This is a genomic window from Pseudoalteromonas sp. T1lg88, assembly GCF_002964765.1.
Classification (GTDB): Bacteria; Pseudomonadota; Gammaproteobacteria; order Enterobacterales; family Alteromonadaceae; genus Pseudoalteromonas.
In genome coordinates this window covers 372,759-398,274 of record NZ_PQCF01000031.1, presented here as the reverse complement: position 1 = coordinate 398,274, position 25,516 = coordinate 372,759, and the positions used below count along the sequence as shown (strand labels likewise).

Genomic DNA, 25,516 nt, shown 5'->3' with positions numbered 1-25,516 from the left:
CTGATCACATACTTAACAGAATTGGTATGATTGGCTAAATCATAATTCCAAACTAAAAACGCCGAGCGAGTAGCCCGGCGTTTTTGTTATTGCTTATCCTGATTCTGGCGGTGATATTCCTGCGCCGCCTTTTCATTGGCTAAATCGTCTTTTAATTTACCCACTTTTAAGCCTAACTCCTGACCGCGATAACGGGCATAGTAGGTGCAGCCGATAAACATACAGCTGGAAAAGACCAGCTCCAGTATCACCCAAAGGCGCTCGTCCGGGCTGACCCACAGCAGGGTAAAGCCATGAATAAAGTAGATCATGACGATAAAGTTGGCCCAGGCATAGGTATAGGGCTTGTCCTGAATAATGCCTTTAAGGGGCAAGAGCAGGGGCACTATATACAGGCCAAAGGTAAAGGCGAAGCTGTAATCGCTGCGCGGCGAAAAGACAAACAGCCACAGGGGCATTAACAGCAACAGGCCGATATAACCGACCAGCGCCAGGCGCTGATAACGCTGAGTCAGCGGCTTTTTGGCGATATTAGTCATTGAGTTTTCTCGCTAAATTAGCCAAACGCCGACCAAGGGCTTGGCAAATCTGTTTTTCATCATTGCTGAGCTGGGAATTATTATCCAGACCAGAAACATGGCTGGCACCATAAGGGGCACCGCCTGTGGTAGTGGCATTGAGAGCAGGCACGTCATAGGGTACACCCACCAACAGCATGCCGTGATGCAATAAGGGGATGCTTAGGTGCAACAAGGTGGTCTCATTACCGCCGTGCATACTGCTTGACGAGGTAAAGACGCAAGCGGGCTTGTCGATCAACTGACCCTTAAGCCAGATATCGCTGCTTTGCTCCCAAAACGATTTAGCCTGGGATGCCATCATGCCAAAGCGGGTCGGCGTGCCAAAGGCCAGGGCGGCGCAGTCGATAAGCTCCTGCTTATTCACCTGAGGGTGAGCGCCATCGTCACAGATACAACGTAACCAGACATCGCAGCCTTGTGCTTCTATGCTGTCGGCGATTTCTTCCGCCAGCGCCTGCACACTGCCACTACGAGAGTGGTAAAGCACCAAAATCGGTGCCATTAAATGATCTCCAGGGCATTTTCAGGCGGTCGGCCAAGTACTGCTTTGTCACCGTTTACTACGATAGGTCGCTCGATCAGCTTAGGATGGGCGTGCATGGCATTAAGCAATGCCTGCTCGTCCTGCTCGTTTTGTAATTCCAGCTCTTTGTACAGGTCTTCTTTGGTACGCATTAGTTCGCGCGCCGAGCCAAAACCCAGCTTGGCAACTAGCTCGCTTAAAGTTGCAACGCTTGGCGTTTCTTCCAGGTATTTAACGATAGTGACCGGCGTGCCTTGCTCTTCAATTAAAGCCAGGGTTTGGCGCGACTTTGAACAGCGCGGATTATGATAAATAACGACAGACATAATAATTCCTTAAATACAGATAATGGCGATAGTGTAAAAGATACTGGCCGTTAAGGGTAGGGGCGCGCCACCTGAGGGGTGTTTTTTATACCAATTCTGTCAAGTATGTGGGCATGATATTTAGCTTCACTAGAATGATTAGCTATTTAAGAGAAGTGGTATTAGCCAACCTGGCAGAATTTCCAGGTTGGCTGGGTGTACTTATAGCCTTGAAAGCTCTTTTTGCATGGCCCGGTATTGGCTAAGCAGGGCTTTTAAGCGTTTTTGCTTAAGGGCCTCGTTTGGCTCGATATGGTTAAGCGCCTTTTGCACCTCGTCGGCGGCCTTCATATAGGCACCATATTGGGCCAGTAAGTCGGCATTGGCTTCATGGTAGGCGGCTCTGTTTTCCTGATGTTTGTAGGTGTCGGTCAGCAATTGCTTGGCCAGGATATGCTCGGGTTTTTCCAGGGCAAAGCTGCGTAGCAGGTCTTCGGCCAGCTCGTACTGTTTAGCCTCAATGGCGGCGTGGGCGTAGTTCAGGGTGATCACCTGGTTATTCGGGCGCAGTTGATGGAAAGGGCGAAGATGCTCAACGGCCTTTTCCGGCTCGCCTTTACCCACATAGTAATCGGTCAGTGAGTCTAGATAGAAAAGGTTGTCCGGGGCTTTTTGCAGGAGTGCATCAAGCAGAGATTTTGCTTCAGCGAATTTCTTTTGGTCGATCAGGGTTAAGGCCAAACCATAACGTAACGCCGAGGTATCGCCAAAACTGTGCTCTTTGAGCAGCTTGCGAAACTGGGCTTCGGCATTTTCACTGTCGCCATTAAAGCGGGCAATGACCCGGCTTTTGGCAAGGTGAAATAGCAGGTTATCTGCATAGGGCCTGTCTTGATATTGCTGTGCCCGCAGACGCACGTCACTGACCCGGCTTTGCGGCAGCGGGTGGGTCAGCAAGAAGATAGGCGGTTTTTGCTTATAACGAATTTGTGCCGATAATTTGGTTAAAAACTCTCCCGAGGCCTTAGGGTCAAAACCGGCTTCGTACAAGGTCCGCATACCTATGCGGTCCGCCTCTTGCTCGGCGCCGCGGCTATGGGTGAGCTGACTTAGCGCACTTTGCGTTTGCGTGCCTGTAATAATGGCCAGACCGGCATCGGGAGAGACCATGGTTGCCAACACACCAGCGATAAGGCCGGCTATGGTCAGGCCTGAGTTGTCCTGCTGTTGTTGCAGTCGGCGCGCCAGGTGGCGCTGAGTCACGTGGGCGATTTCGTGTCCTAGTACAGAGGCTAGCTGACTTTCGTTATCGGCCTGAGCGATAAGCCCGGTATGTACGCCAACATGGCCGCCATAGAAGGCGAATGCATTGATTTCCTTGTTATTGATCCAGAAGAAAGAAAAAGGAAAGCGGATATCGTCGGCGTGGGAGACCAGCTGGTTGCCCAAGCCGCGCAGGTATTCATCGAGCACGGGATCGTTGATCACCGGCGAGCTGCCACGAATTTGCATCATCATTACATCGCCTATGATGCGTTCCTTTTCTATCGGCATAGCCTGTAATGCCGAGGTGCCTAAGTCGGGCAGCTCAAAAGAGTTTTGCGCGTGGGCCCCGGTCACACTGGTAGCCAATACCAAAGCGCATAACAGCAGACGTCTAAATAACATATTATTCCTTGCGGTCTTTGTCTTTATTTTGCAACAGGCGTTTAATACCCATTTAAATAGCTAGGATCTGTTTATCTTTGCGGTTAAATACATCCATGAAGCTTGGTTACATCGCGCATCTATGCGCTCACCTCGCTAAGCTGCGAAGCATTGCTTCGGTCTTGCTCGCCTATGTAGAATAACTACATAAGAAAAATTCCGCCTTGTTTTCACATCATTTATCCAGCGCTATATCTGATCACATACTTAATAGAATTGGTATAAGCAATCTGAAGCTTATAAGTGGCGTATAATTAATTGGTCTAGCCATTGTTGTTTAGTGCTTCAGACCCTGCGCATGCGACGAACGTTCACTTTCAAGGGCAATAAAGTCCCGCTAGTATGCACTTTCCTAAGTACATAGAAGATGAATGAGCCGCGCCTATTCGCCTTTGTGTATTTGACCATACTAATCTTAGGATAAACGAATGTGGCGATGCTTTTAAGTGTTTTTACGGTATTATGCCTTACGCGCCAAGGCCCTAGCTAAGGTTTGCACATAAGCAAACGTCTTATACAAGGCCCGCTAGATGCAAAGAATATTTAAAAAGTATGTGGTTTAATGGGATTACCGCCAGAAGCTATGAAAAATTCGGATCTACGCTGTTATCACTGTCCTGAGCTGTTTGTTCGTTTTAAACTGGCGTTAATGGCGGCGCAGGCCGAGCAGCAGGATATCGCCTTTATGCTTAAGGGCGACGATCTACAAGGTGTCAGTGATATTAAGCGTTATTTAACCAAACAAAAGCTAGCATTCACTGTCACAACAACGGCAGAACAATTAATAATAACCGTGGAGAGAGAAACTCGTGTTTGAATTTGTGCGCTCGTGGTACCAAAGAAAATTTTCCGATCCTCACTCGGTGACCCTGCTTTTACTCTTGCTCTGCACTTTTGCCGTGCTCTATTTCTTCGGCGCGCTATTAATGCCTGTGCTGGTTGCCGTGGTGATCGCCTATTTATTGGATTGGCCCGTGGTGCGCTTGCAGCGCTTAGGTCTGTCACGGACTTTGGCCACCATACTTGTGGTCAGCTTATTCTGCTCCCTAGTGGTAGGCACCTTGTTCGGTTTTGGCCCAATTTTGTGGCAACAAACCAGTAATTTACTGCAAGAAGCGCCCACCATGTTGGAGCAGGGAAAACATTATCTTATGCATTTACCTGTCGATTATCCTACCTTGATCACCCCGGAGCAGGTGCGCACCCTAGTTGCCAGTGTCGAAAGCAAGGCGATGGAGTTCGGCCAGGTGCTGGTGTCGGTGTCCCTTACTTCGCTTAAAGATGTGGTGGCTTGGTTGATTTATCTGGTGCTGGTACCGCTGCTGGTGTTCTTTATGCTCAAAGATAAAACTCAGCTGCTGCACAGTGTGAGCGCTCTATTGCCGGCGCAGCGCCGCCTGATCCAACAGGTATGGCTGGAAATGAACCAGCAGATTATGAACTATATTCGTGGCAAGGTGTTTGAAATCCTGATTGTCGGCGGTGTGTCCTTTGTGGTTTTCACCATATTTGATTTACGTTATGCCGCCTTATTAGGGGTGTTGGTTGGACTCTCCGTGTTGATCCCCTTTATCGGCGCTGCTCTGGTGACTATACCCGTTGCCGCCGTGGCCTTGTTCCAGTTCGGTGTCAGCAGTGAGTTTTGGTCTGTGCTGGTGGCCTACGGCATTATTCAGGCGCTCGACGGCAACGTCTTGGTGCCGCTGCTGTTTTCCGAAGCGGTGGATTTAAACCCGGTATTTATTATCACAGCGGTGCTGTTCTTTGGTGGCTTATGGGGCTTTTGGGGCGTATTCTTTGCTATACCCTTGGCTTCTTTAGTGCGCGCCTTGGCGAATGCCTGGTCATCGACCTTGGAAGACGCCAACGCCAGTGCCAAACAGGCCCAGGAGTAGTGCCCACTTTATTCGGCTGGTTAGATGAAAAGCTGATAAAAGTTAGCGCCATGCAAACAAATTGGTATTAATAGCGCTGGGGCACTTGTGTACAATGGTTATAACTTATAGCCAATTGGAATATGGTGCCCATGACCCAGCGTTTTTTCACTCAGCTAGCCAAGATCTCGTTTATCTCGATGCCAATGCGACCACTCCTGTGTTGCCGCGCATTGCCGATGTTGTCTCTCACACCATGCAGGTGTGTTTTGGTAATCCGTCTAGTTCGCATATCACCGGGGTACAGGCCAAGTATCTGTTGGAACAAACGCGTGCCAAGGCGCGTCAGGTTATAGGCGCCGAGCAGGGCGACATTCTCTTTACCTCGGGCGCCACCGAAGGTATCCAAACCGCCGTAGTTTCTACACTTTTAGCCAATCGACATAAGGCCACCGAGCACAGCGTATTGCTCTACGGTGCCACCGAGCACAAGGCGGTGCCCAACACTCTTAAACACTGGAACCAGGTGCTGGGCTTGGGGGCCAAGGTAATGGCCATTCCTGTGGATGAAGCGGGCTTGCTGGACTTGGACTTTATCGCCCAACATGTGGGTAAGGCGCTGATGATCTGCACCATGGCGGTGAATAATGAAACCGGCGTGTACCAGGATTTAGCCAAGTTGGAGCAGGTGATCCGCGCTAATAACGACCATGTTAGCTGGATGGTGGACTGTGTGCAGGCTTTGGGTAAGCAAGACCTGGCGCTCAGCGATACCAGCATAGACTATGCACCTTTCTCTGGTCACAAGCTCTACGCCCCTAAGGGCATAGGCTTCTTATATATTCGTGAAAATAGTCCATACACTCCTTTTATCGCCGGTGGCGGTCAGGAAAGTGGCATGCGCTCGGGTACGGAGAACCTGCCCGGTATTGCCGGCCTGTATGAGCTGTTCGATATGTTGCTCGATAAATCACAAGACGTATTCAAGCCGGTTGCGACTTTGCACTTATACCGCCAGCAATTGATCCATGCCCTGGAGCAAACTTTTGGCGATATCAGCTTTAATGCTCCCCTTGAAGGCACAGTGCCGACAACTTTGAACTTCTGCGTAAACAGCCTGACCTCAAAAGAAGTCATGGACCTGTTTGATGCTGCCGGTATTCGTGTCAGCGGTGGCTCTGCCTGTAGCTCGGGTGCCTCGCGCAGCTTTGTTTTAGATGCCATGGGGGCCAATGACTGGCAAAGTGAAAATGCCATTCGTATGTCTTTTGGCCCGGCCGCCACAGAGCAGGAAATTGCCCTGGCGTGTGAACGCATTTGCGCCTTGAAACCCGTGTTGGCGAATAACTGCTTAATCGTCTCAGATGCCACTCAGCCCGAGCATGAAGTATGTGCCCTGGGCCTTACTCAGCTGCGCCACCAAGGCAGTTGTTGTTGGTTGTATGTGGGCATTAATAACGAGGCCGTGATCATCGACCCGGTTGTCGAGCTGGTCCCGCGTATCGCCCGCCTGGTTACTCAGCAGCAGCTGCATGTAAAAGCCGTACTGGAAACCCATAAACATCAGGATAAAGACTCGGCGCGCACTCTGTTGTCAGAGCGTCTTGGTCTGGCGCCGGTGCAAGATCCCCTGGGCTGGCCCGAAGGCGACGACATCAGCCTTGGCGAGCAGCGCCTGACTCGTGTGTCTACTCCTGGCCACAGCGCCGACAGTCACAGCTATTTGCTCTATCAAGGCGATAAGGTTACTGCCTGCTTCTGCGGCGACCTTTATATTTTTAGCGGCTTGGGCAGCACTCAATTTGCCGATGCCGACACAGAGCAAATGCTGGACTCTATTCACACCCTGGCGACTAAGTTGGCTGCGGATACCGTGCTGTGTCCGGCTCATGACTACGAGCAGTGTTTTGCCTTGAGTTGGCAGGCGCAGGTTCAGGCCACGCCTTTGTTACAACAGGTCTTGCAAGAGCAGATAAACAAGGCGCAATTCGCCGAGCAAAAATGCGCTTTGGATCAGCAGCTGAGTACAGAAAGCGGCGCCCTTTGTGGTTTTAGCCATCAGCCTAAGCATGCCAACGCCCAGCAACTGAGCAGTGCCGAAGTACAGCAGATGCTTGCCAGTGAGGAGTTTGAAACCGTGCTTTGGGATGTTCGCGAACCTTATGAGCATGGTGCCAAAGACATACGCTCGCTATTTAGTGTGCATGACGATCAACTGCTCAATGTGCCGCTAAGTCGCATGGCCAATGCCTTATTTGCCCAGCAGTTGAAGCCGGATACGCGTTATATCCTGGTCTGTCGCACCGGTAATCGCTCGGGGCAGGCGATCAAGAACTTGCAGTCTTTGGGCTATCACCAGGTCTACAACTTGCAAGGTGGCTTAGCATTAGTATGATGGTGGTTTAGATTGTAAACAGGAACCACCATGAGCCAGGTATATATTCGCGATGCGGTGATCAATGATGTGCCTTTGATCTATCAGTTTATTAAGGCATTGGCGGTGTACGAGCGAGAGCCCGACGCCGTTGCCGCCACCGAGCTAGATATAGAGCGCACCTTGTTTGACGAAGGGGCGACCGCGCACAGCGTTATCTGCTTTGAAAGCGATGCCCCCGACGCCGAAGCCATAGGCTTTGCGGTGTATTTTTATAATTATTCAACCTGGCTTGGCCGCAATGGCCTGTATCTTGAGGACTTGTTTGTCAGCGAAGACAAGCGTGGCCGCGGTGCCGGCAAGGCACTGATGAAGTACCTGGCGCAGCGTGCCATCAGCAAAAATTGTGGTCGCTTTGAGTGGGTGGTATTGGACTGGAATCAGCCGGCCATCGATTTCTATCACAGCATAGGTGCCGAGGCGCAAGCGCAGTGGCAAATCTACCGGCTTAGCGGCGACAAGCTGCTGCAATTTGCTGAGCAATAACCCTTCCAATTGCGAGCGCGGCACGCATTTTTACCATTGAGTGCAAAATCCGGCTAGTGCCGCACCGCCAATGGGGTAAGCTAAGCATATAAATCACCCTTACTGGAACCTTGTTATGTTCACCGCCGATGTCTGCCAAAAAGCCCGCTTAAGCCGTGATAAGCGCTTTGACGGCTTGTTTTATGTGGCGGTGCGCAGTACGGGCATTTATTGTCGGCCTATCTGTCCGGCGCCAGCCGCCAAAGAGCAGAATGTCGAGTATTTTGAGCATGCGCATTTAGCGGCGCAGGCGGGATTTCGCCCCTGTTTACGGTGCCGCCCAGATGCCAGCCCTGGCAGCTATCCCTGGCTGGGGGCGCAAACCACGGCGCTCAGGGCGAAACGCTTAATCGATCAGGGTCATTGGTCAAATGGCGGCGCCGAGGCACTGAGTGCTCGCCTTGGCGTGTCATCCAGCTACCTAAATCAATTGTTCAAAAAGCATTATGGCATCGCTCCAGGGCAATATGCGCTCTTTAGCCAATGTCAGTTTGCTAAACAGCTGTTGCAGCAAACCCAGTTGCCGATCACTGAGATTGCGTTTGCCGCCGGCTTCAATAGCGTGCGCCGTTTTAACGATGCCTTTAAGAAGCTGATGCAGCTGACGCCGAGTGCCATTCGCACCAAGGCTCAATTCGATGCTGGCTCTATCAGCCTGTTTCTCAGTTTTCGCCCCCCTTATGACTGGCAGGCCATGCAGGCGTTTTTAAATAAACGTTTGGTCGCGCCTATGGAATGGATAACTGCCGAAAGTTATGGCCGCGCTTTCACCTATCAGGGCGCAAAGGGCGAATTTACCGCTCATTATCAGGATAAGAAGCAGGGCTTTAGGGTTGAGATCAGCCTGGATAACTGGCACTGCCTGCAAGGAGTAGTGGCTAATATTCGCAGAGTGCTGGACCTGGATGCCGATACTCAGGTGATCAATGGCCAGCTGCAAAGCGCGGTGGGTGAGCAGTTCTCACTGACTCCAGGGCTGCGCCTGCCGGGTATGTGGGATCCTTTTGAGGCCGGTATTCGCGCTGTACTGGGGCAGCAAGTTAGCGTTGGTGCGGCGCGCACGCTTACCACTGCTTTAGTGAAGGAGTTGGGCGAGCAGGGGCGTTATTTTCCCACCGCCAAGCAAATGGCGGCAAGCGAGTTGGCCTTTTTTAAGATGCCGGGGCGGCGTAGAGAAGCGTTGCGTGATTTAAGCGCCTATGTAGCCGAGCATGGCAGTGCCGATTTGGATGCCTGGTTGGCTATTAAGGGCATAGGCCCCTGGACGGTCAATTACGCTAAAATGCGCGGCAGCAGCGACCCGGATATTTATCTCGGCGGCGACTTGGGTGTACAAAAAGCGCTCGCCGGGTTCAGCGGCATTGATATTGAGCGCGCCGCACCGTTTCGCTCATACCTGACTTTTCAACTATGGCAACAATTATGACCTTATATCAAGAATGTATCGATACGCCTCTGGGCGAGCTGGTGATCCAAGCCAGTAACAAAGGCCTGTGTTATGTAGGTTTTGACTTTGAACGCAAGGTAGATGCGACTGCAAGTGCGGCTGCAAGTGCGACTGCAAGTGCGACTGCAAGTGCGGCTGCAAGTGCGGCTGCAAGTGCCAATGCCATCACGGCGCAGGCAAAAAGCCAGTTAGCAGAATATTTCCAGGGAGTTCGCTCCCAGTTTGATCTCCCCCTGGATACCAAGGGTACCGAGTTTCAGTGCAGGATCTGGCAAGCCTTAGGCAGCATAGCCTATGGTGAAACCGGCAGTTATAGCGATATTGCCCGTTTGGTGGATAATCCCAAGGCGGTGCGCGCCGTGGGCGCGGCTAATGGTCGTAACCCCATCAGCATTATTGTGCCTTGTCACCGGGTGATAGGGGCTAACGGTACTTTGACCGGCTATGCCGGTGGGCTGGAACGCAAGCGCTGGCTACTGGCCTTCGAGCAAGGCCACATTAGCAAGTAATGGCCTGGGATGAGTTTGCCTTGGCCTTGATAGGGGCCTTAGTGTAAGCTTGGCGCGCGAAGTTTTTAGAAGAATTACCATGGCTCAACTGTATTTTTACTATTCGGCAATGAATGCCGGCAAGTCCACCACCTTATTACAATCGGCATTTAACTACCGCGAGCGCGGCATGCGTCCCATGATCATGACCGCGGCCATCGATGACCGTGCCGGGGTTGGCAAGGTGGCCTCGCGCATCGGTTTGCAGGCCGATGCCTTTGTCTTTGATGGCAACAGCAATGTGTATGATCTAATTGCCTCGCAACACCAGGAAGAGGCCCTGCATTGTGTGCTGGTGGATGAGAGCCAGTTTTTGTCCAAGGCGCAGGTATGGCAACTGACCGAGGTGGTCGATCAGCTTAATATTCCCGTCTTGTGTTATGGTTTGCGCAGTGACTTTTTAGGCGAGTTGTTCGTCGGCTCTCAGTATTTACTGGCTTGGGCCGATAAGCTGGTGGAGCTAAAAACCGTGTGCCACTGTGGCCGTAAGGCCAATCATGTGTTGCGTTATGATCACCATGGCGATGTGGTCGCCAGCGGCGATCAGGTACAGATAGGCGGTAATGAGCGCTATGTGTCCGTGTGCCGTAAACACTATAAAGAAGCGCTCAACCAAAATGAAGCCTAAGGCTTAGCCTAATAGCCGAGCCAGTTGCGCTCGGCGCTCGTCAGCCTCCATAAAGGTCCAGGCAATAAAGCGGCTGCTTTTTTGCCCTTGTGCCATGGCCACCACTTCAATTTGCACGGCACCCAGTTTGCGTAAGGTGCTTTTCAACGGGCGCTCATTTTCCTTTTTCGATACCAGGCTGGTAAACCAGATCACCTGCTCGGCAAAGTGTTGGCTCTCCAATGCCATATTGCGAACAAAGGCCAGCTCGCCACCTTGGCACCAAAGCTCATTGGCGCGACCACCAAAGTTCAGGGCATTGCTCTGTTGTCCCTTTAAGTTACGCCATTTACGCTGGGATCCTGCCTGGGCACTTTGTTCGCTATCATGAAACGGCGGGTTGCACAGGGTTGCCACTATTGTGTCTTGCGCCTTGATGATGTCGGCGAAATACTGAGTCGGCTGCTTTTGCTGCACCACCTTGATTGGCAACGCATTTAACTGTGCCAGCTGTTTTGCTAACTTAACCGAATGCACATCTATATCGCTCGCTAAAAACTGCCAATTAAACAGCTTGTTACCTAGGATGGGGTAGATAAGCGAGGCACCTGTGCCGACATCCATCACCCGCACCTTATGCTGCTTTAGGCTGTGCTCAGTATCCTGGCTTATCAAATCATAAAGATGGTGCAAGTAGTCGGCGCGCCCGGGCACAGGAGGGCATAAAAAACCCTCGGGCAAATCCCAAATGGCCACATCGTAGTGATGTTTCAGCAAGGCCTGATTGAGCGTTTTCAATGCCTTGGCATCGCTAAAGTCGATACTGGCTTGCCCGTCGGGGCGCTTAATCACATAGGCTTGTAGGCTCGGTAAGCTGCTGCACAGGGCGTCGAAGTCATAGCCGTTTCGATGGCGGTTTTGTGGATGCAAGGGCGGGATCTCTATCACGTGAATATGGGCATAGTATAAGGGATCGGCCCGCTGGAATGTAGCACCGAGTTAAGACCTAAGCCGGCCAAGCCATTTGGGCCGCGTGCGGACCTTATTTACAGCTTAGAAAATAAGTGTAAATATGTTGGTTATTAATTAGTTAACCTGCCATTGTGGTTGCGGGTAAATATTCTTAAGTTGCCTAAAGCATTAAGCCAACAAGCTAAATACTTGCAACCATTAACAACACCAGTATTAGGGAAAATTATGACTGATAATAGGGAAGCACAACGCAGTGAAATCAATAAAAAAATGCTTCAGGCACAGCTAATAGGCGCGCCGGGCTCGATTTTATTCGGCTTAGGTTTGTATGGCGTCTTTGCCGTGAACGGCGATGCATTTATCTCGCTTCTAAATGAAATTGAAAATAGCTATGCCCTAACAGGCGTAGGTGGTGCGATTATGGCCTGGCAGTTTATTACCGTGATCAAGTTGTCGATAAAGCGCGCAAAACTCGGTGTTCAGGATTGATTTAAAGGCAATAGGTGAAGCCCCTTGGTATGGGCTTCGTTGATTTTATTTAATAGGCAAGATACATGGAATTAAAATTGTTGATATTTCACAGCAAAGTAATTGTTGTATTCAGAGATAGAAAATTATGGAAATATCATAATGTCAGAGGGGAAAAAGCTACTTGCATTAAGAATTGGCAAGATAGACATTGGGAGGATTTTAATGACTACCTTCTGAAAAGCTTGGGCTTAAACTCTTTAGAGTATTTAAGCGTAAGCTTGTTAGTTGAACCAAAAATGGTAAGCGTAGCTAAACGGTTATCTAGACTATTTTCATATAATGATACGGCTTGCTTATTAGAATTACTTAATTCACATATTCAAAGCTATTATAGAACTAAAGTTCGCTTGAAATCCGTGCCTGTTACTGATGATGGTGAAGGAATTCAAATTGAATTAAATGATAAAAAGAAAACATGTGATTCTTTGCCGTTCCTTAATATTGTTAACCCTATAAATATGCAAAAAGATAAAGCTGAAACTTCACATAGAAAAATATTAGTAACACCTTTTATAGAAAAAAAAGACTTAGTTAAGCTGAATTTAAGAACTGCAAACAAGACAAAACGAGGGCAAATTCAAGAAGTACAGCCTTCAGGATTTCATGTTTTGGTTGATGATGTAAGGTTTTATATTCCAAATCAAAGAGTAAGGATGCAATTACCAAAAGGTACTACTTATAAACCAAAAGAAGGTGAAATTGTAACTCTACTAGCTAATAGTGACGGTATTGTGCAGGCAGAAATAAGGATATAAAAAGTTGAAAAAAAATATACTAGATAATTCCTTTGCATTTAGCGGTTTTGAAAATAGTAATTTTTCGGTATTTGACTCAGTAGCGGAAGAAATAAACCATTATCCAAGTATCTTGCCAAGAAATTGTCATTTTATAAAAATTGACTCAATTGGGTTTGATGAAAAAGATAAGATGCCTCGTAGAGAGCCTTTACAAAATGTTATCGGTTCATTGAATGATCCTGCATTTAATTTTGTTTATTTGCTCTGCGGTGATGAATATGGAGTCGAACTCTATTTAGGTGTAGTTAAAAATTATAACTTCCAAAAAGAAAGTAAATTTCATGCTTATGATTTAGGTGAGCTTCTAAGAGAGTCTTTTAAAGGTAACTTTCACGGGAGTGCAGTAACAGATATCACAACTGAACAAGAACTTAGTGATTCAATATTATCCAAAATAAGACACTCTCGAAGAGGCTCCATAATTACTGGAGTTCCATCGATTAACTCTAAACACGAAGACAAGGATGTTTATACTCAAAAGTTAGATAGTTTAGTTAACAGTATGGATGGCGCTCTTGGTAGCTGGCAGTTGATGATTGTATGTGAATCAATGCAACATAAAGAAATCAATGAGCTAAAAGATGCATTATTCAATATTTATGATCAAGCTCATTTATTAACTAAAACTTCTATACAAAAAAGCACTACAGAAAGTGAAAATTCCAGTGTTACGATTAGTGCAGGTACCAACAAATCGGAGACAACAGGAACTAATAGTTCAGACACTCAAAGTGTGAGCAAAGGTTCAAGTTCCAATGAAAGTCATGCGAAAGGCACTAACACATCTATTGCCAAAGGCTCGAATGAAGGCGAAAGTAAAGGAAAATCAGAAGGAAAATCTCACAGCACATCTCATTCATCTGAGCACGTAAGAAAAGAGTATCAGTCCTTAATCAAATATATGGATGAAGAATTATTTGAACGAATTAATTTAGGACAGGTCAAGGGGTTATTTAAGACATCTGTTTACGCATTAGCTGAGAATAACCTTTCTCATCAAAGGCTGGTTAGAAACCTATGCTCTATGTGGCAAGGTGATAGTTCATCATTTAGCCCTCTGCGGGCAACAGAGTTACCAGAGGGTATTACTGGCGATTTGAATAAAATCTTCTCACACTTCCAATCGATAAATACAAGTAATGAGATTGGCAGCGAGCTGCCTCTGGTTTTTGGACACCCCAATAATAACAATAACCTTGAACTAAGGACTTGTTTGACTACTAGCGAACTAAGCTTAGTTTGTTCCTTACCCTCAAAAGAGCTTACAGGCATTGCATTAAAACCATCGGTAGAGTTTAGTCTAAACCCTAAATTGTCTTATGAAAGCAACGCAATAGTACTAGGATCGCTAATTCATCAAGGTAATGAGTTACCGCACAGAACATTATCAGTTAATAAAGAGATGCTTAGCCGTCATATTTTTATTGCAGGCGTAACTGGAAGCGGCAAAACAACAACTTGTAGGCGATTATTAACAGAGTCTAATTTACCTTTTTTAATTATTGAGCCTGCAAAAACGGAGTATCGTTCATTATTGAATGAAGTGGAAGATCTAACAATTTTTACTTTAGGTAACGAGTACTTAGCGCCATTTAGGTTTAACCCTTTTGAACTATTACCCGGCGAGTCTCTAACAAGCCATGTTGATATGCTCAAAGCTGCATTTACTGCTGCGTTTCCCATGGAGGCAGCAATGCCTTATTTATTAGAAGAAGCTATCTATGAGAGCTACAAAGATTATGGATGGAATATAGATGGTTGGAGAAGTGTTGAGGAAGCGAACACATTTAGAGCCAATCCTTGGGAGGCATACGGGCGATGTTGGCCTACTATGGACGACTTGCTTAAGAATATGGAAAAAGTCGTAAAGAGTAAAAATTTTGACCAACGTCTTGAGTCTGACTATATAGCCTCATTAGTAGCACGATTTAAAAATCTGACTGTGGGTGCCAAGGGACAGATGTTAAATTGTAGGGTTTCAACTGATATTAATGCATTTTTAGATAAAAAGATTATTTTAGAATTGGATGAGCTTAAATCGCCAGAGGACAAGTGTTTGATGATGGGATTAATCATTAGCCGCTTATCTGAAGCGATAAAACTGAGGTATTTGGAACAACCAGAGTACAAGCATATTACTTTGTTAGAGGAAGCTCATAGATTACTTGAAAAAGCAGGCCCAGGTGATGATAGTTCACGAAAACATGCTGTAGGAATGTTTACTGATCTATTAGCTGAAGTAAGGAAATATGGTGAAAGTTTAGTCATCGTCGACCAAATTCCGAATAAGTTAACTCCAGAAGTACTTAAAAATACAAATATTAAAATAATCCATAAGCTTTTTGCTCGTGATGACCGAGAAGTTATCGGTGATACGGTCGGTTTGAACGATAGCCAAAAAACTTTTTTAACGAAGCTCAAAATAGGTGAAGCTGTAATTTATTCTGGAGAGTGGGAAGATTCAGTACATGTGAAAATTTATCAGGCTAAAACAGACGATCAGATCAGAGAATCGTTATTAATGGATCTTGTTAGAGATAGGTTTTCAGATCGAAGTTTAAATGCAGAGGTCTTGTATCAGTATCCGGAGTTTGAATTGTTAGATATTGATATAAATGAATTTTCATTAGATGAATATATAAAGATAAGAAAACAGTTTTGGAAAAAGCTTAATTCTTTAGTTGTTGAGTCTATGGAGCTAGCTACTTTAGAGTACGGTACTGGAAGCGCTGGTTGTAATAAAGCTCTCTCTAATAAAGCTTTTAAGATTTTTGTATCTAAAATAGATGAGCTGAGCACTTTCGTTAATGCAAAAGAAGCGTCATTACTTAAAGGCTTTTTACTATCTGAACTTCCACTAAATGTTACTCAAGATTGCTTTGAAGGGTATAGAGAAGCTATTGAAAACTGGTTTAGTGAGCTGGATCTTTCAAAACAAAAAAATTTATTTTTGAATGATTTGGATTTATATAGAGAAATGTTAAACGAAATATTCTCTGTTAAAAGGAACTAATCATGATAGTGCCACCAACAGTTATTGCGCAGCTTCCTCAAGTAATAGGAAAAATAATTCCATTATTTACTAACGCTATTAAGGTTCTATCAACAAAGTTACCATTACTTATTGATAAGATTAAGCCAATTACAGATACAATTTGGAAAGCTTCTCAAGCTATGGAAGTTTATAAAAGTACCGCAAGTGCAGAGAAATTAGGTGATAAAGTAATTCAAGCTGAGCAACAAGGCGTCACCTTAGAAAGTTGTATGGGCGACTATAAAGCTTATCAAAATAAGATAGATAACTTTAATTTAGATGCTGATAAATCATTGATAATACCAGTTGAAGAAAAACTTTCTGCTAGTTTAGTTTTAATGACTATTGAATTAGAAGAAAGGTATGGACCTGAAATTGTGGGAATATTTGGATTAATTAATCGCAATAGTGATTTTTTTTCGTCGGATAGGATCTCTAAATATTTAGAAGCTTGTGACCAAGCCTACATTTCAATTTCAGATATTTGTAGTTACTTTAATTCTAATTTGAACCGTCAGGATTCTAATTTAGTAGAAAAGAAGCTTATTGAGATAGAAAAGAGTATTAAGAGCGACATTAATGAAGGAAATATAGTTTCGTCAATAAGGTTAGAGAGGGAATAGTATGGGTTTTTTTGATAGTTTATGTAGCTCGATAAGCTCCGCATGTCGGAGTGTTTGTAATGCTGTTAGCAAAGTAGTTGATACAGCAGTTGAGTTAACCAATAAAGTTGGCTCAATGGCTATTGAAGGGTTAAGAGGTGTTGCTTCAGTGATTACAAATATTGCACAGTCATTAGGGTTTATGAAGCTAAATGAGAATCCTGAAGAATTAGGTGATCAGATAATACAAGCTGAGGGTGAAGGCATTACTTTGGAGTCATGTATGGGAGATTATGAAAAATACATGGAGAAAATCAGGAATTTCAAGGTTGACCCTGAGTACTCTAAAAAAATTACTTTAGAAGACAAACTCGTTGCTACATCTGTTGTCATGGGATCGCGAATAGAACAGCACTATGGCCAGAGTATTGCCCCTTTAATTCCCCTCATGGCACGTATGCCAGAGTTTTTAAAAGGTGGTAGACTTAAAAGCTTTTTAGATGCAGGTATATCAATACTTAAGGTTGGAGATTACTTTTCTTCAAATTTGAATAGAAAAGAATCGACTCCTATAGAAGCGATGCTGGTCAAAAATGAAAAAGCTAACAGTCCTGACGTAGATGAAGACAAGCTCAGAAATATGCTACGTTCTATGCGGGAGTAATCAGTACCCTGTGCAAATTGTAGAAGCAAGCTAGCCTTCAGTACCGTGTGCAATACTGAAGGCTAAAAGGGAGATTAGTTACACTCGCCTTTGCGACGTTCGTCTCGTCGCACTATTTAAGTCTTTCTTAGTTGTTCTCTTTAGCCTTTTCTTTGGCTTTCTTTTCCTTGGCTTTCATTTTTTCTTTCGCATCTTTTTTGTGCTCGTGGGCTTTGCCCTCGGCCGCTTCGTGCTTGTCTTCAGCTACTTCTTTTTTAGCTTCAACGATTTCTTTTTTGGCTTCGGCTTTTTCTTTGGCCATTTCACGCTTCTCTTGGGCGTGCTCTTGAGCATTTAGGTGCTTAAGTTCAGCGTGCTCATTCATTTCTTTAACTTGTGCTTTTTGCTCTTTTACTTCTTTTTCTTTTTTATCTTGAGCACTGGCTTCAACGCTTACACCTAGAGAAACAGCTAGCATTAAAGCAACACTTAGTGGACGTAATGAGTTCATAATTTTTACTCTTGAGTTGTTAATTTCCTGTAAAGGCTATCACACTAGCCTAAACTGAAACTGAACAAGAAATTCGGATATATTTTAACAGCTTGTTGCCGATTATTATCACTGGTACGATGAGATGAAGTAACTAAACGGGCCGAATTATGACCGATCTTCAGCAGCATTCGCTTTTTGTTGACCTTAATGCCGCGCAGCAATTACATCTGCGTTATATCGCCAAGGCCGATTCAACGGGTCCGGCGGTGTTTTTTATGCATGGCGCCGTTGAAAACGGCAAAATTTTCTATACCCACAGTAATAAGGGCCTGGCGCCTTTTTTAGCGCGTTTAGGTTATCGTTGCTACGTGGCCGATTTGGCTGGAAGAGGTGAGAGTAAACCGGCCATAGCCCGAGGTGCCGCCTATGGTCAAACCGAGGCCATCTGCGCCGAGATCCCCGCTTTTATTGATAAGATTATCGCCCATAGCGGCGAGTTTCCTCGTTTTTGGGTTGCGCATTCCTGGGGTGGGGTGCTCTTTAACAGCGCTTTTGCCCGCTTCCCTGAATATATAGACAAGGTAAGTGCCTGTGCCTATTTTGGCTCAAAGCGCTCGCTCTACAATCGCCATCTGGGGAAATTTATTAAGGGTAATTTAATCTGGTATTGGCTGGCACCTAAGTATGCGCAAAAGCACGGTTATCTGCCTGCGCGCCAGCTTAAGTGGGGCAGCGACAATGAAACCATTAAGTCGCACTATCAGAGTATGCAGTGGGCCAAGGTGTTGCCTTGGGTCGACAGTGACGATGGCTTTGACTATGGTGCAGCTCTGCGCGAGAAGAGTTTACCGCCGATTTTGCATATTGCCGGGGTCAAGGATAAATCCCTGGCTCAGCCCATAGATATTCAAAAGTTTATGCAGGAGTCCGGGGTCGGGCTGCAGGAGCTAAAAATCTATGGCCGCAGCCATGGTCATCACCATGATTATGGTCATATCGATATGCTTACTCATCCACAGGCAGTGCGGGATCAGTTCCTGGATGTGCAGGCCTGGTTTGCACGGCACGGCGAAATTTAATTTGTTTCGCTACGCAATCCATGGCGCCTGTGTTGGCCGATACAAGCCGTCCTCATCCAGCTGGTGGAGAAGTCGGGCGCTAGTGAAATGCGTCTAAGTATGTGACAATGCGCAATCAGATCCCTAATTCAAGACAGTATGCGAATCTATCGTTCGTTCCATCGCGCTCCATTGCGGGTGCTTATGATTTCGCGGCGCCGACAAAAACTGAAACTCCGCCGCGCCATGGTGACGCTTAAGTGGGCGCTTGCTCAAGAGCGGCAAGAAACAAGGGAAATGCTCGATATATATAAGCGCTACACCAAGGGACAGGCGTCTAAACAAGACTTACAGGTAGCCAATAAACAGTTTATTGATATTCTTAAAGGCCTCGGCCTTGGGGTATTTGCCGTGCTGCCGTTTGCACCCATTACCATTCCTTTGGTGGTCAAAATTGCTCATATGGTGGGGGTCGATATCCTGCCCAGCTCCTTTAGTAACCCCAAACCACCCAAAACCAAAGTGTTGGATAAGCCAAAAGACGATTAGTTCTGGACTCTAGCGGCCTTTAGCGACGCTAACGACAGGCGAATTCGGCGATGGGGCGATACACTAGCCCCTGATCGTCCCGAGTCGAGTGATATAAGGTGAAATGATCAATATCCAGCTGCAATGGTGGCATGGGGCGCTCGACCTTAGGGGGCGTTTTAAGGTTACGTGCCAGGGTAACATGAGGGCGATAACGGCTATGTTGATCGTGGAACTGATGTTGCCCGGCCAAGGCTCGTAGCCCTGCGGCTAAGGTCAGCAAGTGTGGATCGGGAGCGCTTGGGCGTAGGTGGAATAAGCCATTGTGCGGCCAATAATCATGCTCATCCAAGATCAGAGAAAAACGTGGCACTCGCAGATTGTGGGCGCTATCAATTAACTGCTGCGCCTGCTCTTGCTCAACCTGACCGAGAAACATCAGGGTTAAATGCCAGTTACGGCATTGGGTTGGCGCCTTGCTTAAGGTGGCATGGTGGCTTAACCACTGCTTGATATGTTGCTTCTGCTCGGCGCTCAGCCCCAAGGCAAAAAACAGTCGACGTGCTTGCTCGCAAGGTCCCATGGTTTGGCTATATCATTTACTTTTTTAACTTGATATCCTGCCTATTATCAGTAATAAAAAGTGAGTCCGCAATGAATTTACTCATCAATAAACCTCGTCTCGATACCGCCTTAATTCCACTTTTCATTTTTGACCAACAAGGTTGTGAGGCTTGGTGCGCAGAGCAAGATGATTTTACCCGCACCTGGGTAGCTCGCTCACTGCAACAGCAACCCGGCTTATGTGTGCTGCCGAATCCGGAAACTGGCGAGCCGCAAAGCGCTATTTTGGTGACTTCAGATGTCGCTGATATGTGGGCGGCCGGTGATATTATCGGTAAATTGCCCAAGGGTGATTATCAATTACAAAATGCCGCTAATGAGCGCGATATTGCCCTGGGCTTTGTGCTCGGCGGCTATCAATTCAGCGGCTACAAGCAAATTCAGCTGCCACAGGCGCGTTTGCTTATTGAAGATGCTGCCTTATACCAAGAATTAGTGGCATTAATGGAGTCGACCCAGGTGGTACGTGACCTGGTTAACACCCCAGCTGCGGATATGATGCCGCAGCACTTAAGTGAAGTGATGAACGACATGGCTCAGCGCTTTGGCGGTGAGTTTAGCGAGTGGGTGGGTGATGAGCTGCTAGAGCAAAATTACCCCACCATTCATCTTGTTGGCCGTGCCAGTGAAAACAAGCCGCGGTTGTTGGATTTACGCTGGGGCAAATCGGATGCGCCTAAAGTAACCCTGGTTGGTAAGGGTGTGTGTTTTGACTCCGGTGGTCTGGATCTAAAACCCGCCGCCGGTATGCGTTTGATGAAAAAGGATATGGGTGGTGCCGCCCATGTAATTGGCCTGGCGAATCTGATTATGGCCATGGAGTTGAATATTCAACTGCGGGTCCTGGTACCTGCGGTGGAAAATGCGGTATCACGCAATGCGTTTCGCCCGGGCGATGTGGTGAAAACACGCAAGGGTCTGACCGTGGAAATCGATAACACGGATGCCGAAGGTCGTTTAGTCTTGTGTGATGCCTTAGATGAAGCACAGCAGGAAAACCCGGAGATGATCATCGACTTCGCTACTCTGACCGGCGCCATGCGCATTGCCTTGGGTACCGAGCTGCCGGGCTTTTTCAGTAATGATGACAAGCTGGCCGAGGCCCTGACTCAAGCCGGTGAACATAGCCAAGATCCTGTATGGCGCATGCCATTATTCGCCCAGTACAAGAATATGATGAAAAGCGATGTGGCAGATTTAACCAACTGTGCACCGGGCCCTTTCGCGGGTGCTATTACCGCAGCCCTGTATCTGCAGGAATTTATCGACGCCAAAACCCCTTGGGTCCACTTTGATGTGATGGCCTGGAACCTACGTGCGTTGCCCGGTCGCCCGGTAGGCGGTGAAGCTTTCGGTATTCGCGCCGTATACACCATGCTGGCAGACAAATACGGGCGTTAACTCGTTCTCACTCCAACATATAAATCACGAGCCGCGATTGCGGCTCGTTTTTTATTCTCCGTCGGACTCATTGAGCCAGGCCCTGGCGGCATCAGCATCGGCAAAGTACTTGACCTCGCCGCTGGTAAACCAATTGGCGATGCGTGCCGCATAATCCTGCCAGTCGTGACGGCCATAAAAGGCGATACGGCGAAATTGATGGCGGTGGGCAATGCCGAGCTTAAAGTCATCCCACAGAGCGCGGGTGCTGAATCCTTCTAGCTCGCTGGCATCGATAAACACATCGACGATACGCTCATCCAGCCCCTTTAGGGCGTCATCAAACATAGGAGTGATCACTTCATAGTCGTGATGATCTAACTTGCCGACTATCACCATGGAAATGTAAAAACGCGCTTTGGTGCGCTCTATGCCTATATGTAAACCATGACGTTTCATTTGCTGGCCCTTATGGTGTGTTTAGATGTTTATTTAACATAGCAAAAGGGTGGCGAGAACGCCGATGATGTAGCGCAATAAAACAGCAAAAAGAAACAAGGCCGCATAGGCGGCCTTGAATTGAAAGGAAGTTTACCGTTTTTTATTTCTGACACGCAGCAACGGCGTCGGCGATAAGCTCCAGGCCGGTTTGCGGGCAAGGTGGTAACTCGGCGCTGCTTTCACGCACAGGAGTTACTCTTTGACCCCACTTTATATAACTTGCGGCCCAGGTTAAACCTGCTCCAAAGGCCGCCGACATAATGTTGGCACCCGGTTTTATCATGCCGCGCTCTACCGCTTCACACAGGGCGATGGCTATGGTGGCCGCCGAGGTGTTGCCATACTCATCGATATTGACCATCACCTTGTCGTCTTCGACCTTAAGGCGTTGCTGAATGGCCTGGATAATGCGCAGGTTCGCCTGATGGGGTACCAGTACATCGATATCATCCAGGCTTAATTGTGCCTGGTTCAGTACGTCATCACAGGCGCCGCTCATGCCTTTAACCGCACGCTTAAAGATTTCCGGGCCGACAAAATGCAGCTCCGAGCCACCGATGGCTTCGTACTTATTGATGTTGGAACCAAAATTTTCAATGTGCAGGATGCTGCGATCCGAGCTGTCGCAGCCAGATTTGCTGGCCAATAACCCCAGGGCTTTCTCGCTTGCTTCAAGTACTACGGCACCAGCACCATCACCAAATAGCACGGCGCTGTCGCGGCGGGCCCAGTTGATATACCAGCTCATACGTTCTGCAGCGACAACCACGGCGCGCTTGATCATTCCCGCCTGAATTTGTGCAGTGGCCATTTGCAGTGCGTATAAAAAGCCAGAGCACGCGGCATTACTGTCACACGCGGCTGCACCTGTGGCACCGAGGCGTTGTTGTACCTCGGAGGCGGTGTTGGCGACCACAGTGCTGGGTGTACAGGTGGCGACCAATACCAGGTCTAAATCCTTGGCATCTAGGCCGGCACAATCTAGGGCGCGCTGCGCCGCAACTGTGGCCAGCTCGGCGGTGCTGACATGGCTAACATGACGGGCTTTAATGCCAGTGCGTGAGCTGATCCACTCGTCGGATGTATCTACGACTGTGGCTATATCCTGATTGCTAATTCGCGCCGGTGGAACACACTTGCCCCAGCCGGTGATCTCTGCATAATGCATATAAAATCCTGTGTCATTGCATCGGCGACCGCCTAATTCAACTGGCCCGATGTCTTTAGTATGTTGCTGCTTTATACCAAAATGAGCCTGCTTGGTCGAGCCTTACCTATGTCTTGCACAGAAGTATGCTTTGTTCTCTGTATGCTGCGTATGACAGTTACTGAAAGTGCAAGCCAGTGATGAAGTAAATCAGTCAGTCTTTTTATAGCACCTAATAGCACCTAAGGTATTGAATATGGTACATGAAGTTGGCAAATTGGCCGCTTGGCTACTACGCTGATGTAATCGCTTTAGATAAATCGCCGCTGAACGATACCGAACAGTTAATTTCGGCCAGTTAACGCCGGTTCGTTTGATGATGCACGCAGGAAAATTTATACGCCACTATGAACAAGATTAAAGCGCAGTTATTTGAGCAACTGATCGAGCTTGAACGCTCCTTGATGCGTGACGATGTGCGTGCCGATGCGGCGCGTCTCAATGCCTTGATTGACGATGACTTTATTGAGGTGTCCTCGGACGGAAAACGTTTTAATAAGACCAATGTGCTGGAACGTCTGCCTAAAGAGCAGTCGAAAAGCCGCAAGCCGCTTTTTCATAATCAGGATTTTGTCGGTCGTATGCTCAGCGATACCGTGGTGCAGCTTTATTATCGCAGTGCCTTGCGGCGTATTCGAGGCGGCCAGTGGCATTTTTCTTCGCGTATGTCCTTGTGGCGTTTGGATGCGGAGCAACACTGGCGGGTGGTTTATCACCAAAGTACCCCCTGCGAGGCCTTCACCATGGAATAATGGCCCGAGCTTTCAACGTATTGGGTTTGGTTATTTTCTTTTACTAAAGTCTGCAAATTCGGGGTTACTACTTGCTCTCGGGAAAGCGCCTTGGTTATTAGTTTTGTGAATTTATTAAACAATTTCAGTGAGCTAGAATAATGGCTCTTGCTTAATTTCGATTCGGCAAGATAATCTCGCAGTCCCGCTCTGGAGCACAATTTTGCCGCTATGGGGATCGCAGGCTACGCTTAAGCAAACACTGTCGTGAGCTTGATTATGAATTTTGCAGAGTTTAACTTTTTTGCGGTGCTGTTGGCGGCCTTAGCCACCTTTATCCTTGGCGGGCTATGGTATTCGCCGCTCATGTTTAAATCCGCCTGGCTCGATGGTTGTGGCTTAACCGATGTGGACTTGGCTCAGGCTTCCATGGGCAAGGTGTTCTCCCTGGCTTTTATCCTCTCCTTGGTCGCGGCCTTTGTGTTTGCGTTATTTCTAGGCCCCAAACCCGATCTCGGCTTTGCCGTTGGTGCCGGTTTTGCCGCCGGTTTATGCTGGGTGGCAACCTCTTTTGGCATTAGTTATTTATTCGAGCAAAGACCGCTGAAACTGTTTTTGGTCAACGGCGGTTATCATACTCTGCAATTTACCTTGATTGGCCTGATCCTCGGGTTATGGCACTAGCCTGATCGGGCGCTGCAGATTGTGCCCGAGCATATTGAGGTTTTAACTTGGCTCTCAAGGGGTTAGAGTTAATACTCCAGTGCCGCCCCCACAGGATTCAGCCAAGGCGGTGCAAAAATAAGAAAAATAAAGGATGAAGATGGATATTCTCCCCATAGCCCTAGGCACTGAAACAGGCCTTGATACCCTGGTGAGCGAGTCGGGCAAAGTGCACTTTGGTCACCTCAATGGCCCGATTCAATCCTTTGGACTCGAGCACTTTAACTACACCAATGCCATGGATAAGCCCGCCGGGCGATTGGCAAAGCATTTTCACTTTAAGCAGTTTCAGTTTGTCTCTGTGATCACTCCCAGATTTTTAATTGGCGTGGCCATTGCCGATATTCGTTATGCCGCCTCAGGCTTTTGCTATCTCTATGATATTGAAGCCAATAAGCTGGTGGAAACGAGCTGGCTTAAGCCCCTGTCATTGGGCTGCACCATGGCTCCTTCGCCTTGGGAGGGATGCTCCAGCTTGGGTGGTGCGGGAGGCAAGATAAGCATGGAGATCAACGCCGGCGTGTGGCAGTTGCGTATTGCTACCAAGCAGATTAGCGCCGATTTTACCCTGATCCCGCCAACGGCGAGCCTGCCCATGGCCCTGTGCAATCCCACCGGCTACAGCGGCTGGACCTACACCCAGAAACACAACGCCTTGGGGGTGCAGGGCTCGCTGGTGATCAATCAAGAAGCTCAAGATTTGGAGCATGCCCTAGCGGGGTATGATTTTTCCGCCGGCTTTATGCGCCGGGAAACCAGTTGGCGCTGGGCCAGTATCAATGGCCGTATTGGTGGGTCATTGTTCGGCCTCAACCTGGCCGCCGGAGTCAATGAGACAGGTTATAACGAAAATGTGTTTTGGCGCGATGGTGAGAGCCATCTGCTTGGCCCGGTGCATTTTGATTTTACTCGCAGCGCCTGTGAGCCGGACTGGCAGATAAGCTCTCAAGATGGCAAGGTCTCGCTGACCTTCAGCCCCTTAAACAAGCGTCAGGAGCGCCTGAACCTGGGGCTGTTAAAGAGTAACTTCCGCCAGTATATCGGTCATTTCAATGGCCAGATTGAAGATGCCAAAAGTCAGCTGCATCGCCTCGATAATGTCCTTGGCTTAACTGAAGATCATTATGCTTTATGGTAAGGG

The 25,516-nt window shown here is 47.6% G+C and carries 27 protein-coding genes; 18 read left to right on the top strand and 9 right to left on the bottom strand.

What is annotated here, in order from left to right; translation table 11 throughout:
• Nucleotides 1-86: 86 nt before the first annotated feature.
• The 4 genes from C2M34_RS11005 to C2M34_RS10990 all read right to left on the bottom strand — a co-directional run bounded on the left by C2M34_RS11005 (nucleotide 87) and on the right by C2M34_RS10990 (nucleotide 3,077).
• Nucleotides 87-539, bottom strand: a complete 453-nt coding sequence (locus C2M34_RS11005) for a DUF2069 domain-containing protein (RefSeq protein WP_105201548.1) — start codon at nucleotides 537-539, stop codon at nucleotides 87-89.
• Nucleotides 532-1,083 carry an NAD(P)H:quinone oxidoreductase gene (gene wrbA / locus C2M34_RS11000; RefSeq protein WP_105201547.1) on the bottom strand — a complete coding sequence of 184 codons (552 nt, stop codon included), beginning with the start codon at nucleotides 1,081-1,083 and terminating at the stop codon, nucleotides 532-534. The genes C2M34_RS11005 and wrbA overlap by 8 nt, the downstream gene beginning before the upstream one ends.
• Nucleotides 1,083-1,430 (bottom strand): arsenate reductase (glutaredoxin), encoded by a 348-nt coding sequence (arsC, locus tag C2M34_RS10995; protein ID WP_105201546.1) that lies wholly within the window; start codon nucleotides 1,428-1,430, stop codon nucleotides 1,083-1,085. Before arsC ends, wrbA begins: the two co-directional genes overlap by 1 nt.
• A 201-nt stretch (nucleotides 1,431-1,631) precedes the next feature.
• On the bottom strand, nucleotides 1,632-3,077 hold the full coding sequence (locus C2M34_RS10990; RefSeq protein WP_105258785.1) for a M48 family metalloprotease: 1,446 nt from the start codon (nucleotides 3,075-3,077) through the stop codon (nucleotides 1,632-1,634).
• A gap of 622 nt (nucleotides 3,078-3,699) precedes the next feature.
• Here C2M34_RS10990 and C2M34_RS10985 point away from each other — a divergent pair.
• The 7 genes from C2M34_RS10985 to C2M34_RS10955 all read left to right on the top strand — a co-directional run bounded on the left by C2M34_RS10985 (nucleotide 3,700) and on the right by C2M34_RS10955 (nucleotide 10,572).
• Nucleotides 3,700-3,933, top strand: a complete 234-nt coding sequence (locus C2M34_RS10985; RefSeq protein WP_105258784.1) for a hypothetical protein — start codon at nucleotides 3,700-3,702, stop codon at nucleotides 3,931-3,933.
• Nucleotides 3,926-5,011, top strand: a complete 1,086-nt coding sequence (locus tag C2M34_RS10980; RefSeq protein WP_105258783.1) for an AI-2E family transporter — start codon at nucleotides 3,926-3,928, stop codon at nucleotides 5,009-5,011. The genes C2M34_RS10985 and C2M34_RS10980 overlap by 8 nt, the downstream gene beginning before the upstream one ends.
• A 94-nt stretch (nucleotides 5,012-5,105) precedes the next feature.
• Nucleotides 5,106-7,385, top strand: a complete 2,280-nt coding sequence (locus C2M34_RS10975) for an aminotransferase class V-fold PLP-dependent enzyme (RefSeq protein WP_105258782.1) — start codon at nucleotides 5,106-5,108, stop codon at nucleotides 7,383-7,385.
• Nucleotides 7,386-7,415: 30 nt separating this feature from the next.
• Nucleotides 7,416-7,910, top strand: a complete 495-nt coding sequence (locus tag C2M34_RS10970; RefSeq protein ID WP_105201541.1) for a GNAT family N-acetyltransferase — start codon at nucleotides 7,416-7,418, stop codon at nucleotides 7,908-7,910.
• 115 nt (nucleotides 7,911-8,025) lie between these two features.
• On the top strand, nucleotides 8,026-9,375 hold the full coding sequence (locus tag C2M34_RS10965; RefSeq protein ID WP_105258781.1) for an AlkA N-terminal domain-containing protein: 1,350 nt from the start codon (nucleotides 8,026-8,028) through the stop codon (nucleotides 9,373-9,375).
• Nucleotides 9,372-9,905 carry a methylated-DNA--[protein]-cysteine S-methyltransferase gene (locus tag C2M34_RS10960; protein WP_105258780.1) on the top strand — a complete coding sequence of 178 codons (534 nt, stop codon included), beginning with the start codon at nucleotides 9,372-9,374 and terminating at the stop codon, nucleotides 9,903-9,905. The genes C2M34_RS10965 and C2M34_RS10960 overlap by 4 nt, the downstream gene beginning before the upstream one ends.
• A gap of 79 nt (nucleotides 9,906-9,984) precedes the next feature.
• Nucleotides 9,985-10,572: a thymidine kinase gene (locus C2M34_RS10955; protein WP_105258779.1), complete on the top strand. Its 588-nt coding sequence runs from the start codon at nucleotides 9,985-9,987 to the stop codon at nucleotides 10,570-10,572.
• A gap of 3 nt (nucleotides 10,573-10,575) precedes the next feature.
• On the opposite strand, the gene rlmF is transcribed toward C2M34_RS10955, so the two are convergent.
• Nucleotides 10,576-11,499, bottom strand: a complete 924-nt coding sequence (rlmF, locus tag C2M34_RS10950; protein WP_234398804.1) for a 23S rRNA (adenine(1618)-N(6))-methyltransferase RlmF — start codon at nucleotides 11,497-11,499, stop codon at nucleotides 10,576-10,578.
• 180 nt (nucleotides 11,500-11,679) lie between these two features.
• On the opposite strand from rlmF, the gene C2M34_RS10945 reads away from it, so the two are divergent.
• The 5 genes from C2M34_RS10945 (at nucleotide 11,680) to C2M34_RS10925 (ending at nucleotide 17,151) form a co-directional block, all read left to right on the top strand.
• On the top strand, nucleotides 11,680-12,012 hold the full coding sequence (locus tag C2M34_RS10945) for a hypothetical protein (protein WP_158681430.1): 333 nt from the start codon (nucleotides 11,680-11,682) through the stop codon (nucleotides 12,010-12,012).
• 65 nt (nucleotides 12,013-12,077) lie between these two features.
• Entirely contained in the window at nucleotides 12,078-12,809 is a 732-nt protein-coding gene (locus C2M34_RS10940; RefSeq protein WP_105258777.1) for a hypothetical protein, read from the top strand.
• A gap of 4 nt (nucleotides 12,810-12,813) precedes the next feature.
• Nucleotides 12,814-15,864, top strand: coding sequence for an ATP-binding protein (locus C2M34_RS10935; protein WP_105258776.1), 3,051 nt, complete (start codon nucleotides 12,814-12,816; stop codon nucleotides 15,862-15,864).
• 2 nt (nucleotides 15,865-15,866) lie between these two features.
• Nucleotides 15,867-16,508: a hypothetical protein gene (locus C2M34_RS10930; RefSeq protein WP_105258775.1), complete on the top strand. Its 642-nt coding sequence runs from the start codon at nucleotides 15,867-15,869 to the stop codon at nucleotides 16,506-16,508.
• 1 nt (nucleotide 16,509) lies between these two features.
• A complete protein-coding gene (locus C2M34_RS10925; protein WP_105258774.1) occupies nucleotides 16,510-17,151 on the top strand; it encodes a hypothetical protein in 642 nt (213 codons plus the stop codon).
• A 127-nt stretch (nucleotides 17,152-17,278) separates the two neighbouring features.
• On the opposite strand, the gene C2M34_RS10920 is transcribed toward C2M34_RS10925, so the two are convergent.
• Entirely contained in the window at nucleotides 17,279-17,641 is a 363-nt protein-coding gene (locus C2M34_RS10920) for a hypothetical protein (protein WP_105258773.1), read from the bottom strand.
• 149 nt (nucleotides 17,642-17,790) lie between these two features.
• Between C2M34_RS10920 and C2M34_RS10915 the strand changes: the two genes are divergently transcribed.
• Nucleotides 17,791-18,702 carry an alpha/beta fold hydrolase gene (locus tag C2M34_RS10915; RefSeq protein ID WP_105258772.1) on the top strand — a complete coding sequence of 304 codons (912 nt, stop codon included), beginning with the start codon at nucleotides 17,791-17,793 and terminating at the stop codon, nucleotides 18,700-18,702.
• A gap of 138 nt (nucleotides 18,703-18,840) precedes the next feature.
• A complete protein-coding gene (locus C2M34_RS10910) occupies nucleotides 18,841-19,230 on the top strand; it encodes a hypothetical protein (RefSeq protein ID WP_105214303.1) in 390 nt (129 codons plus the stop codon).
• Nucleotides 19,231-19,258: 28 nt separating this feature from the next.
• Here the strand turns inward: C2M34_RS10910 and thpR are convergent, their stop codons facing one another.
• Nucleotides 19,259-19,792: an RNA 2',3'-cyclic phosphodiesterase gene (gene thpR, locus C2M34_RS10905; RefSeq protein WP_105258771.1), complete on the bottom strand. Its 534-nt coding sequence runs from the start codon at nucleotides 19,790-19,792 to the stop codon at nucleotides 19,259-19,261.
• 71 nt (nucleotides 19,793-19,863) lie between these two features.
• Here thpR and C2M34_RS10900 point away from each other — a divergent pair, with 71 nt between their 5' ends.
• Nucleotides 19,864-21,234 carry a leucyl aminopeptidase family protein gene (locus tag C2M34_RS10900; protein WP_105258770.1) on the top strand — a complete coding sequence of 457 codons (1,371 nt, stop codon included), beginning with the start codon at nucleotides 19,864-19,866 and terminating at the stop codon, nucleotides 21,232-21,234.
• 51 nt (nucleotides 21,235-21,285) lie between these two features.
• On the opposite strand, the gene C2M34_RS10895 is transcribed toward C2M34_RS10900, so the two are convergent.
• Together C2M34_RS10895 and C2M34_RS10890 are read right to left on the bottom strand one after the other, a co-directional pair.
• On the bottom strand, nucleotides 21,286-21,672 hold the full coding sequence (locus C2M34_RS10895; RefSeq protein WP_105258769.1) for an STAS/SEC14 domain-containing protein: 387 nt from the start codon (nucleotides 21,670-21,672) through the stop codon (nucleotides 21,286-21,288).
• A gap of 142 nt (nucleotides 21,673-21,814) precedes the next feature.
• A complete protein-coding gene (locus C2M34_RS10890) occupies nucleotides 21,815-22,882 on the bottom strand; it encodes a ketoacyl-ACP synthase III (protein ID WP_105258768.1) in 1,068 nt (355 codons plus the stop codon).
• Between the two features lie 386 nt (nucleotides 22,883-23,268).
• Here C2M34_RS10890 and C2M34_RS10885 point away from each other — a divergent pair, with 386 nt between their 5' ends.
• The 3 genes from C2M34_RS10885 (at nucleotide 23,269) to C2M34_RS10875 (ending at nucleotide 25,513) form a co-directional block, all read left to right on the top strand.
• The gene (locus C2M34_RS10885; protein WP_105258767.1) at nucleotides 23,269-23,673 is read left to right on the top strand and encodes a nuclear transport factor 2 family protein; all 405 of its coding nucleotides are present in this window, start codon (nucleotides 23,269-23,271) and stop codon (nucleotides 23,671-23,673) included.
• Between the two features lie 258 nt (nucleotides 23,674-23,931).
• Nucleotides 23,932-24,336, top strand: a complete 405-nt coding sequence (locus tag C2M34_RS10880) for a DUF1761 domain-containing protein (protein WP_105201690.1) — start codon at nucleotides 23,932-23,934, stop codon at nucleotides 24,334-24,336.
• A 133-nt stretch (nucleotides 24,337-24,469) separates the two neighbouring features.
• On the top strand, nucleotides 24,470-25,513 hold the full coding sequence (locus C2M34_RS10875) for a DUF2804 domain-containing protein (protein WP_105258766.1): 1,044 nt from the start codon (nucleotides 24,470-24,472) through the stop codon (nucleotides 25,511-25,513).
• Nucleotides 25,514-25,516 lie beyond the last annotated feature (3 nt).